Source organism: uncultured Winogradskyella sp. (assembly GCF_963975125.1).
Lineage (GTDB): Bacteria > Bacteroidota > Bacteroidia > Flavobacteriales > Flavobacteriaceae > Winogradskyella.
The window spans coordinates 24,713-35,839 of sequence record NZ_CAXBGB010000020.1 but is presented as its reverse complement, the minus strand read 5'-3'; the positions used below and the strand labels follow the sequence as shown (position 1 = coordinate 35,839).

Here is an 11,127-nt window from a genome sequence, read left to right as displayed (position 1 = left end):
ATTAAGTATTTGATCCTATAATTTGCCGTTATGTAAAATGTCCGCTGTCAACCGCTTATTGCGTTGATAAAATCAAATTACTATTGTAATTTATTTTATATGCAATTTACAGCCGCTTGTCAGCCGCACAATAAAAGCTAACTTTTGATTACTATTTAAAAATCGCGTAAACGACAAAATGTACGTGATAAAAAATTTTAGACGATTCTCGTGGATTGTCACAAGAGCATAAATTTTAAAAAAATAAAATTCTATGCACTTGTTATAAGTAGAAATTCAATTAATCTTTTTTAAAGCAAAAATTCTTTATTGGGTATTTTCAATATTGATACTCAATCAATATTGAAAATAGTATATAATTTTGGAAACAATTAACGGCTCATTCGCTATATTTTAGGAAACATTGGAACTCGTTAACATTGCTTTGAAATCCCTTGTATGATTGAAACACTAAAGAATATTTATTACAAAACCCCTAAAATATGCACGCTCATTTCTCCTATTGTTTTGACCAAAATTTTATGAGGCCGAGCTATACATTAAGATTCTATTTTACATAATATAATATTGGTTAAATACTTAATTCCTGACTTTTTGGGTTCAATAAATATCTTACAGGGCGTTTCTTCTTTATTAATACTTCATTCTTAACTGCAACTTTCAACCAATCATCTATTTGTTTTGGTGTTAGTTCAAAAAGCTTCTTAATATCTTCTTTATTAAATTCCTTGTTTTTAAAATGGGTTGATGATTTATAAATAAAAAAATCAAAAAATGTCATTTTGTCAATGCTCGTTTTATCATCAGTTATTGGATTTAAAGTAGTTCTTTCCCCTACTCTTCTTAATTTGCCTTCACTCTCTTGTGCTAAATTTGTTATCTCATTTTCATTACTATAATTAAACAAAGAGCCTTGAGTTTTTGCCGATTTATTCTGAGAATTAATAATATTTGAAACATTAAATTCTTTCGGTAAAAAACGTGCTCCTTTTTTTACTATTTCAAAATTCCCTTTAGCAGTATTATTTTCAATAGTTCCAACAACCCATAATGGAGCCCAATTATTCTTTAAATTTTCATTTGCACCTTCCCAAGTTCCTCCTTTAGTTTCAGATTTTACTACGATAGATGCTCTGGATAAGACATATATAAGTTTATTTCTACCCATGGCATTACCAACATTAAAACCTACTTCAGGATTAAAGGGAGATATCAATACAAGTTTGTTTTCAACAATGTATTTTCGGTAAGTTGACGAAGAAGATTTTTTTATTAAACTATCAGCAAGCACGCCTAAAGCATACCCATTTTGTTTAAGAATACCAGTCATAGAAAGTTCGTCTATACCTCTTGCACCACCAGATACAACTCCATAATTTTGAACATGTAGTTGTTTAACTATTTCTTGTGTAGCTTCAATATCAGTATCAGAAATATGTCTTGAGCCAACAATACCTATATAGTTTTTATTTAACAGGTTTTTATTTCCAATACCAAATAATATTGGAGGCACTTTATCTTTTAATTTATTTTTCAAACTGATCGGATAGAATTCATCACTTCTATTAATAATCCAAATTCCTGCTTTAGACCACTTTTCTAATTTAATAGCTAATGCCATTTTGCGGTCTAACAACTCAATAATTCTATTTTTTGATATTGAAGTATCATTCCAGTTAATTAAAAGTTTTTTTAAGTCAACATTTAAAAGATCCTCTGGTTTAAGTTGTTTAGTCTGTAACCATCTAACCATTCTATTCCATTCCAATAATGATAAAGGCTTGTTTTTTTTATCTAAATCCTTAGAGAAATAGGAAGTTAGTAGTAATATAGCTTTTGTTCTTTCTGAAATCATTTTAGTTACTTTCTGATGTTGAAGTTAAGGCAATTGGGTACACCAAACCTGAACCTGATTTTTTTAATAAAGTAGCTGCTATTGTAAACGTCCACCTAGAATCTACGGCATCATCAACCAAAAATACAGGTTTATTTTCAACTATCCCTTCAATTTCAAAAACACCATCTAAATTATGGCATTGATGAAAACTATTTTCTTGTTCCTTTTGAGGTTCCGTATTTTTAGCTTTAACGATAATAGCCTTAAAAGGTATTCCTAATTTACTTGCTAATCGCTTTGCGAAATTTGGTACTAATTCAGGATTTCTTAATGAAGGAATACATGTCAACCATTCAGGAAATGGATTTGGCTTCCAACGCTCAACAATCATCTCATACATTGCATCGACTAGTTCATCCCTAAAGTTACCTTGATGCTTATCATTTGCCACAATATTTCCCCAACCAGCATCTCCCCAACGAGACAAAACTTTACCTGTTTCTGCCTGTAAATCTGGAGGTATTCTAAATGGCCAATCATATTCTGGTAAAGCATTACTAATAGTTTGTTTTCGTGGCAAGATATCAATTTCAGAATGCTTTAAATAAATAGAGGCTTCTATTATATTATCATGAGAAACAAAATGTGGTACTATTGATTTACCCAAACAATTTGCACATTTCCCACAATTAGTGATATTTGAATCATCTAATTCTCTTTGCAAGAAAGTCATTAAACAGCTTTCCGTATTTATATAATCTTGAACGATTTTCCATTCTAGCGCACGTTGATTGGTTAAACGTTCTATTTTTTGTGTATCCATTGTAAAAGATACAGCTGAGCGTTTCCATTTAGGTTTTTCATAAATAATTGGTGACAGCTCTTCAACACTTAAATATTTAAGTGTTTTCTCTATTACGACTTTTTTTATGTTTAAAATTTTTTGAAGCTCATTAATTGACAATCCATCATGTTCTATAAGTGCTTGCAATATAACTTGCACTACGTATTCTGGAGGAAAAGCAGATTCTCTAAAAAAGTTATGAATATCATCATCTTCGTGACCTGATAATAAAATACCATAAGCACTATTTATTGCTCTTCCTGCACGACCAACTTGTTGATAATAACTTATAATAGAATCTGGTGCTTGGAAATGAATTACAAAGTTAAGATCAGGTTTATCATAACCCATTGCTAATGCTGTAGTTGCAACTATAACTTTTAAGTCATTGTTATATAAACTATCCTCTAAATATTCTCGATATTCGGCTGTATTTTCAAAATTATCATCAGTAACTCCTGAATAATAAGCAGCAGCATCGATGTCGCATTCAATTAACCATTCTGTCACAGCAATTACATCTCTTATAGTCAAAGCGTATATAATTCCACTACCTTCAAAATTTGGTATGTTTTCTTTTAACCATGCTAAACGTGAAGCTTGGTCTTTTAAGACTATATTTTGAAGTTTTAAACTATCTCTTATTAATGTACCTCTTAAAACATTAATACCTCCTAATTGTTCTTCTATGTCTGCAATCACTCTATCATTAGCTGTGGCTGTAGTTCCTAAAACTGGCATTCCTTTAGGCATAACTTTTAAGATACCAACAATACGCCTGTAATCTGGTCTAAAATCGTGTCCCCAATCTGAAATACAATGTGCTTCATCAACTACAAACAAACCAATTTTATCTGCTATGGGAAATAATACATCATCTATAAAACCTTCGTTTGCCAATCTTTCTGGAGAAATTAAAAGCGCATCTACTTCATCATTTAATACTGCTTTCTTGATTTCATTCCAATGATCAAAAGTATTAGAATTAATAGATACTGCTTTAATACCTAAACGTTCTGCCGCTTCAATTTGGTTTCGCATTAATGCTAATAAAGGCGAAATAATTATGGTTGGTCCCTTGCCTTGATCTCTTAAAATTCTACTACTTATAAAATATACAGAACTTTTTCCCCAACCAGTACGTTGAATAACTAGTAGCTTTTCTTTTTTTACTGTAAGTTTTTCGATAGCTTCCCATTGCCCTTCCCTAAAAGTTGCGTCTGGTATATTGAGTGCTTTTCGTAAAAGTGCAACTGCTCCTTGCTTATCCATACTATATTACATTCTATTTCAAATTTTTATAATCAAACTATTCTTCCCAAATTATACTCAAACAATGCCTATCATGCATTAAACAATGCTCTTTAAACGGCAAATCAGCTTGATTGTCATATTTTATATTAAACCAATCCATTGCATATACAGGTTCAGTTCTAGAAACCTTTCTTCCTAAATTGAAATACTCACCAGCAACTGTATCTTCAGGTAATTTATCCTTACCATACTTTAACCACTTGAAACGAAAATCGATAGAAGACCAATACCATTTAATATTATTGTCATGTGAATAAACAACCATTATTGGATGATTACCAATTGTGCAAAACCTCAGTGCAGTAGCGGATTTGCTTGCACCATATTTTTTTGCCAATTCATCAATAATTCTAAATTCAAACTTTTTTCTAAAACAGTACTTTTTAAATCCGGTTTCTGGCATGAGAAGACATGATGCAAAATAATCTGCTTGACGTTCTGCCCTATTTCGGCTCTGAAACCCAGTATATGAACAATGACTAGGAGAAAGTCCTTTTAATAACGCATTCCTATGATCATCAATGAAATAATGTCCTAATTCGTGGGCAAAAGTAAATCTAGCTCTTTCAGAATATGCTTGCTTAAGTCTAATTAAGTTCATGAAAATGTGAAACTCTTTATTTTCACATTCAAGTAATCCATCAAATGAATCGGCATAATCACCAAAACTATAAGATATATTATTTTTTTCGGCTATAAATATTGGATCTATTTGTCCATTAGGAAAATAATATTCAGAAATTCCGCTGGCTAACTCATTAATTTCGATTACATCATTTCTTGATAAAAAATCATTTCTTTCTGGCATCTTTTTTATCCTTTTTCATCTGCTCCATGGTTTTTTTTGAAATCTCCTTCCCTTCTCTAGCCGCCATTGCAAGATTAGAAACAGATTTGTTTTCTGAGAAACTCAAATTAATCACTTTTTTATCCTTATTAGTACTGGAAATAATATCAGATAATTCTGGCCAGTTTTTTGGTTTTTCATAACTTTTTTTAAACTTTTCTTCGAATGAATTAACTTCTTCTTCTGTTTGAGGAAAACCGTAACCGAATTTCCTTAAAAGTTTACTTATGTTCTTATCTTCAGATGCCATATCTCTATTTATTGACTGCTTTGCTTTCTATTACTTTTTTTACTTCTCTTTTTGCTCTAGAAATAGTTTGTCTAATATTCTGCGATGTTGTTTCAAACATTGTCTCCAACAATTTAATATTTTGGCTATTCATGTTCTTACCATCTTCATAAAGCAAAAAGTACATTCTTATTATGTCCTGTTTCTTTTGAGGAAACTCTGTTAAACACTCATCAATTAGATTTCTTCTTTTTGCCAATTCCTCATCTAGAAAATCAAGCTCGTCATCTAATAATGACCATTTCCATTCGCTATCTTCTTCATCAATTATATTTTCTTCATTTTCTCTTGCTCCTTGACTTTTACGTAATTCTTCTAAAAGTTTAAATTTAGCAATTACTGATAAATATGATTTGTATCCGCCTTCTTGAGTTTTGTGTTTTGAGGTGTCAAATTCCCAATCTAGTGGATTATTCCAAACATGCATAAATACGTTAGACATAACAATCAATGCAGTCTCTTCTTTATTTAAATTAAAATGAATATTCTTAAGAATAACATTATAAACAAAACCTCTAAATGTTTCATATAAATATGTCATAGAGCCTTGGGCATCTGCATCATTTTGCCCTTTGTCCGATATAATTAGTAAGTGAGATTCTATGTCCATACTTCTCATCAATACTATATGCGAAAAGTGTGACTTTACAGTTTGTCACACTTCACACATATGATAGTGTAGATTAATTATTTTCTATCACAATTTAACAAAAAAATAATGATATGGCAAGAAATAAACCTATTGGAGACAACGCAAGAATAGGAGCTGTTAAACAGCGCTCGCAAGTATTAAACCCAAAGACAAATTTATTTGTAAAAAGGGATACTGAAACTGGTAGATTTATGGATGTAAAAACTACTGGAGGCAAATTTAAAGGAGTTAGAAAAGAAAAATAATATTTAATAAAAAAATAAATTTATGATTAAAAAATTACAATTGATTCCACAATTATATCCAGCTGATGTGGTTGTTGCAAAAAAAAGAAATGGATTAGGAAGAATACTCAACCATTACATAGTTTATGTAGGTAATGAGACTTTTATTGGCAATTTAGAAAATGGTGTAAAAACTCTATCTAAAATTGAGTTATCAAAACTCTTGATAGATTATGAGCCAACAAAAATCAAGCCATTAAAAGGGCTTATTCTAGACTAGGTGATAAATATAATTTATTAAGTTTTAACTGTGAACATTTCGCCAATTGGGTGCAAAAAGGAAAAGAAAATAGTGTGCAAGTTACTGCGGCTTTTTTAATCCTAGCATTTGGTGTTATGTATAAACTTTCAACAGATAAAATCAATGAATAAATGAAAAACATTAGATATAGATTTTTACTGTATTTCATATTGTTGCTTTTATCAGTAGGATACTTGATATACAGATACTATTTTTTAGAAAATGTTTCTGATTTCCATAAGGAAATTTTAGTCACGACAGCCATAGGCTTCATTATGACTACAATTGTTGGTTTATATGAAATAGCAAAAAATAATGGTAAATATTCTTGGTTAGCAATTAAATGTTGGCTCTTAATTCCTAATAAGCTGGTATACGTGTCATTGAGTTATTTGATAAAAATAAAATTACCTGGCTCATAAAGATATTTATTAGTTAAAGGAAGCAAAATAAATCAATATCAGCCAGTTGGTGGCGTTTACAAATTGGTTGGTAATAAAGACATTACTAAAGATTGGAATGCATCTGTCAAACCAGACACTAAAAACCCAAGAGATTTAAGGTTTTTCATTAAAGCCAAGCATTTGCCAGATGTATTGAAGTGGTTTAAATCAGGAAAAGATAGAGAACTTGGTGTATGGAGAGAATTTCGTGAAGAATTAATTGATAATAAAATACTAACAGTGGATAATTTCAATTCTATAAGAACTGAATATTTATATTCTAAAGAGAATTTATTATCTAAACAGACCAGATTTAATAATGAAAAATACCATTCTCTGGTTTATAACATTTTTTGCATAGAACTTAACGAAAGTCAGCTAAGTGAATTAATAAAGCTTGAACAAAATAAACTGTTTACAAAAAAGTATGCTTTTGTTACTGAAGATGAAATTAGTAAAGAATGCTTTAATGACAGTAAAACAAGAATAGGACAACATACTAAACATATTATATAAAATGAATTTACAAAAATATTTACATGAAAATGGTCTTCAAAGAGAAGACATCCTAACTCGAATTGCTGTTTCGTTGGAGTTAGATGAGACAAGAAAACAAAGAATGGAATCGGCTTATAACGCTATATATGATATCCTTAAAAAGGATGAAGTATTTTTTTCTAAGGTTGATTTCTTAGTTTATCCACAAGGATCAAAAGCCATAGGAACAACAGTAAAGCCTAGAGGTAAAGAGGAATTTGATTTGGATATTACTGTAGAAATTAGAGATCTCTATTACAATTATACTTCATCAGAAATATATAACCACTTAATTAGAGTTTTAACTAGTAGTGATGTATATAAAGAAAAGCTGATAAAGAAAAACCGATGTGCACGTATTAATTATATAGGCGATTTCCATATGGACGTTCTTCCTGGATGTATAGTAATTACTGGAGATAGCAAAATTATGGTTCCTGATAGAGAACTAAAATCTTGGTCATCTTCAAATCCAAAAGGTTACGCAAATTGGTTTAATCAAAAAGCTGAAACAGTAGTTAATTCAATTTTGAACAAAGCTTTTAGAACATTTTCTGCACTAAATGAAGCTAAGGCTGAACAAGAAGAATTACCAGATGATGATGTTTATAATAAAGAACCTCTTAAACGAGCAGTACAATTAACAAAGAGATACAGGGATATCTATTTTGAAAAGAATCCAAAATATAAAACTTCAAGTATTGTCTTAACAACAATTTTTGGTGAATTATATGAAGGTGAACCATCAATCTATCAGACTATCGATAATGTTTTAAATAAAATCGTAAAACGATATTCGGATTACCAATACTTATTTGAAAACCAAGGTATATACAAAAGAATAAAAGTACTAAACCCAGTTAATTCAGATGAAGATTTTACTGAAAAATGGGATAAGGAAAAAGAGTACTATACTCAGTTTATAGCTTTTGCTAAAAGTTATAAGGAAAAATGGGAAAAGCTTAAAAATGGTGATTTTGGAATTGCTGAAGAGTTGTTTGGTAGCGAAAGAATCAAAGGAATTCTTACAGAACAATTAAAAGAAATAGCCAAGAATGAAGGTAATCAATTAGAAGCAGCTGGAGCAACAATTATGTCAGGTAACGCTTTTGTAGATAGATCTGGAAATGTAAACACATCTAAAGGCTATAAGAGTAAAGAAAACAGAAATTTTGGAGGAATTGAATAATATTGATTTAAGAAAAAAATACAGATCTCGAGATTTAAGTAAAGACCTTATTAGTGCTTACATCCAACAACAACTAGTCGAAGATAATTTTGACTGGATTAAGTCTTTTGTAAAAGATGGAAAACTTGTTGGAGGAGGAAAAGTAAAACCAAATGGTTGTAAAAAAACTTATGATGTAATATTTGTTTATAATCCAAACAAAAAGGGTAGAAAAGAGAATATTTATATCAATGACTCAAAAATAAAATTTGGAATAGTACCTCATTTATATAATGACCATAGCCTATGCTTATATCATCCAAGTGATTTGTCACCGTTTACACCATTTAGTTTTGTAGATACAATACCATGGATTTCAAAATGGTTTGTTGCCTATGAGTTATGGTTAAAATATGGTGTTTGGTTAGATAAAGAATTTAAACATTAAAAGTTATCACTAAAACACTATACATTTTTAATTAAACAAGTATATTTATATACAGTAAGATCTTTGCATAGACCTTGATTTAGGGTTATTAGTAATTAAGTCACTGGTTGCAAGTGTTATCAGCTATTTAGTAGAGTTATTAACAAAATTAAAAAGCAATATTATGAGAACATATGTAATTACATTTTTCAAGTCGTTTATAGTGCAAGCAGTTTTATTTGCACTGACATGTTTAATTCAGTTTGTCGGAGGAGAGCCCAACTTCCTTTCCGCCTGATGCTCCCGAGTTAATTGGTGACCTTTACTACCTCAATCAAACTATGTTTAAAGGGAAAAGGGAGGTTCGACTCCTCCGTCAGGCCAATAAACCAGCTCTAAAAAAGCTGGTTTTTATTTTCATTTATGCTATATTGAGAATTCAAAAGCACAACTAATAAACTAAAGGATTTAATAAATATGCTATTTGTTTACTATATAGTTTTCTTATTCTTATTTTCAGTAATCTTAAGACCTTTTACAACTTTAATACATGAATTAGGTCATGGTATTCCTGCATTATTACTTACAGATAAAAAAGTAACGTTATACTTAGGTTCTTATGGTGACCCAATGGAAAGTTTTAAAGTTGTCTTTGGCAGATTAGAGCTTTTTTTTAATAAAAAACCCTTTAATTGGAATATTGGCCTTTGTGTAATTGAACAACAAACACTTTCAATCAATAAACAAATTCTTATTGATTTAATGGGACCTTTAGCTTCATTGGCTCTTTCTCTTGTATTAAGTTATTTTATATTTTTTGTTGATTTAAACGACCATATTTTAGTTATCCTTGCTTTATTTAATATCTCTACTTATTATGATTTCTATATAAACATCGTTCCTAGTAGCAAACCAATTGAGCTTCATAATGGTACAGCGGTTTATAATGACGGTAGACAAATATTAGATTTACTGAAATTCAAAAAAGCACCTAAAGAATATAGTGTTGGTGCAGAGCACTATAATAATAAAGACTATAGTTTGGCAGCTGCATCATTCGAGAAAGTGCTTCATAAGGGTTATAGTGAGCCAATTATATATCAATTATTAGTTAGTGCATATTTGCAAATAAAAGATAATGACAACGCCCTAAGAGTTAATGATTTGTATACTATTAAGTTCAGTGAAACATTCGACTCCAATGATTATACAAATATGGGACTTATAAAGTCCTTTTCTGGAGTTTATGAAGAAGCAATTAAAGACTACAATAAAGCTATTGAACTTGACGCAAATAATAGTTTAGCATACAATAATCGTGGCTATACTTATAATGTAATAGAAGACTATGAAAGTGCAATAAAAGACTTTGAAAAGGCAATAACGTTAGAAGAAAATTTTGCTTATGCATTGAATAATAGAGGATTTGCAAAGATTAAACTTGGCTTTAAAGAAGAAGGTCTTGCAGATTTAGAAGAATCTATGAATTTGGACGGCACTAATTCTTATTGTTATATGAATTTTGGTGTTTATCATTATGATAATAAAGAGTATAGAAAAGCCTTAGAATACTTCGAAAAAGCTAAGGAATTAGATACTACGACTTATTTACTAGATGGTTTTATACAAAAGACCAAAGAAAAATTAGACTTGTAGTTTATAAGCCATTCCACACACATTTTTCACCACTCCTCTACCCTTTCTTAAAAAGAGTGTTCCATTAAGTGAGTAAAGAAATAAATAGATAAAATTTTTCTACAATAAGAATACTAACATGCGCTTTTAACCAAAGCCCATGTTGTACATAACGCAAGTACATTATAGGACACTTTATAGCAATTAGCGTAATAGCGCTTTTTAGCGCTATTAAACATAATTATAGATATATAGACGGCGTAGCTGTTATATATCGTTGATGATTATGTTGAGCTAATTGTGAGTTAGAGATTTATTATAAAACAGACTTTACTATTAATTGCGTATCCAAATAAAACCATCCACTGGATGATTTTAGTTGAATAGTATGTAAAATGTCCGCTGCCAATCGCTCGATTGTTTTGACAAACTCAAATGCGTAGCATTCATGAGCTCTTTATTAAACAATAGAAATCTGGCGAATAATTCCCAGCCGCTTGCCAGCCGCACATAAAAGCTAGCTTTTTACTTCTTTTAAAAATCGCGTAAACGAAAATGTACGTGATAAAAAATTTTAGACGATTCTCGTGGATTGCCACAAGAGCATAA

At 30.2% G+C, this 11,127-nt stretch carries 10 protein-coding genes and 1 pseudogene; 6 read left to right on the top strand and 5 right to left on the bottom strand.

The genetic code is table 11. From position 1 onward, the window contains the following. Nucleotides 1-571 precede the first annotated feature (571 nt). Genes AAC053_RS04735 through AAC053_RS04715 form a run of 5 tightly spaced genes read right to left on the bottom strand, consistent with a single transcriptional unit; the run spans nt 572 to nt 5,741 of the window. The gene (locus tag AAC053_RS04735; protein ID WP_339753443.1) at nt 572-1,855 is read right to left on the bottom strand and encodes a DNA-processing protein DprA; all 1,284 of its coding nucleotides are present in this window, start codon (nt 1,853-1,855) and stop codon (nt 572-574) included. Between the two features lies 1 nt (nt 1,856). Next, nucleotides 1,857-3,953, bottom strand: a complete 2,097-nt coding sequence (locus tag AAC053_RS04730; protein WP_339753441.1) for a DEAD/DEAH box helicase — start codon at nt 3,951-3,953, stop codon at nt 1,857-1,859. A gap of 37 nt (nt 3,954-3,990) precedes the next feature. Continuing rightward, nucleotides 3,991-4,803, bottom strand: a complete 813-nt coding sequence (locus AAC053_RS04725) for an ImmA/IrrE family metallo-endopeptidase (RefSeq protein WP_339753439.1) — start codon at nt 4,801-4,803, stop codon at nt 3,991-3,993. After that, on the bottom strand, nt 4,787-5,092 hold the full coding sequence (locus tag AAC053_RS04720; RefSeq protein ID WP_339753436.1) for a hypothetical protein: 306 nt from the start codon (nt 5,090-5,092) through the stop codon (nt 4,787-4,789). The genes AAC053_RS04725 and AAC053_RS04720 overlap by 17 nt, the downstream gene beginning before the upstream one ends. A 4-nt stretch (nt 5,093-5,096) precedes the next feature. After that, nucleotides 5,097-5,741, bottom strand: coding sequence for a hypothetical protein (locus AAC053_RS04715; RefSeq protein ID WP_339753433.1), 645 nt, complete (start codon nt 5,739-5,741; stop codon nt 5,097-5,099). 113 nt (nt 5,742-5,854) lie between these two features. On the opposite strand from AAC053_RS04715, the gene AAC053_RS04710 reads away from it, so the two are divergent. The 6 genes and pseudogenes from AAC053_RS04710 to AAC053_RS04685 all read left to right on the top strand — a co-directional run bounded on the left by AAC053_RS04710 (nt 5,855) and on the right by AAC053_RS04685 (nt 10,539). Continuing rightward, entirely contained in the window at nt 5,855-6,028 is a 174-nt protein-coding gene (locus AAC053_RS04710; protein ID WP_339753431.1) for a hypothetical protein, read from the top strand. A 22-nt stretch (nt 6,029-6,050) separates the two neighbouring features. Then, the gene (locus AAC053_RS04705) at nt 6,051-6,287 is read left to right on the top strand and encodes a hypothetical protein (protein ID WP_339753428.1); all 237 of its coding nucleotides are present in this window, start codon (nt 6,051-6,053) and stop codon (nt 6,285-6,287) included. A 455-nt stretch (nt 6,288-6,742) separates the two neighbouring features. Beyond that, nucleotides 6,743-7,267, top strand: a pseudogene (locus AAC053_RS04700) (hypothetical protein); the annotation flags it as partial. A 1-nt stretch (nt 7,268) separates the two neighbouring features. Further along, complete coding sequence (locus AAC053_RS04695; protein ID WP_339753425.1) at nt 7,269-8,477, top strand: nucleotidyltransferase; 1,209 nt, start codon at nt 7,269-7,271, stop codon at nt 8,475-8,477. Next, nucleotides 8,470-8,904 carry a hypothetical protein gene (locus AAC053_RS04690; RefSeq protein ID WP_339753421.1) on the top strand — a complete coding sequence of 145 codons (435 nt, stop codon included), beginning with the start codon at nt 8,470-8,472 and terminating at the stop codon, nt 8,902-8,904. Before AAC053_RS04695 ends, AAC053_RS04690 begins: the two co-directional genes overlap by 8 nt. A gap of 456 nt (nt 8,905-9,360) precedes the next feature. Further along, the gene (locus AAC053_RS04685) at nt 9,361-10,539 is read left to right on the top strand and encodes a tetratricopeptide repeat protein (RefSeq protein ID WP_339753418.1); all 1,179 of its coding nucleotides are present in this window, start codon (nt 9,361-9,363) and stop codon (nt 10,537-10,539) included. The last annotated feature ends 588 nt before the right edge of the window (nt 10,540-11,127 follow it).

What these genes read in the sequence shown, in the direction of transcription:
- AAC053_RS04735 (WP_339753443.1), bottom strand. Translation starts at nt 1,855, where the DNA reads ATGATTTCAGAAAGAACAAAAGCTATATTACTACTAACTTCCTATTTC.
- AAC053_RS04730 (WP_339753441.1), bottom strand. Translation starts at nt 3,953, where the DNA reads ATGGATAAGCAAGGAGCAGTTGCACTTTTACGAAAAGCACTCAATATA.
- AAC053_RS04725 (WP_339753439.1), bottom strand. Translation starts at nt 4,803, where the DNA reads ATGCCAGAAAGAAATGATTTTTTATCAAGAAATGATGTAATCGAAATT.
- AAC053_RS04720 (WP_339753436.1), bottom strand. Translation starts at nt 5,092, where the DNA reads ATGGCATCTGAAGATAAGAACATAAGTAAACTTTTAAGGAAATTCGGT.
- AAC053_RS04715 (WP_339753433.1), bottom strand. Translation starts at nt 5,741, where the DNA reads ATGGACATAGAATCTCACTTACTAATTATATCGGACAAAGGGCAAAAT.
- AAC053_RS04710 (WP_339753431.1), top strand. Translation starts at nt 5,855, where the DNA reads ATGGCAAGAAATAAACCTATTGGAGACAACGCAAGAATAGGAGCTGTT.
- AAC053_RS04705 (WP_339753428.1), top strand. Translation starts at nt 6,051, where the DNA reads ATGATTAAAAAATTACAATTGATTCCACAATTATATCCAGCTGATGTG.
- AAC053_RS04695 (WP_339753425.1), top strand. Translation starts at nt 7,269, where the DNA reads ATGAATTTACAAAAATATTTACATGAAAATGGTCTTCAAAGAGAAGAC.
- AAC053_RS04685 (WP_339753418.1), top strand. Translation starts at nt 9,361, where the DNA reads ATGCTATTTGTTTACTATATAGTTTTCTTATTCTTATTTTCAGTAATC.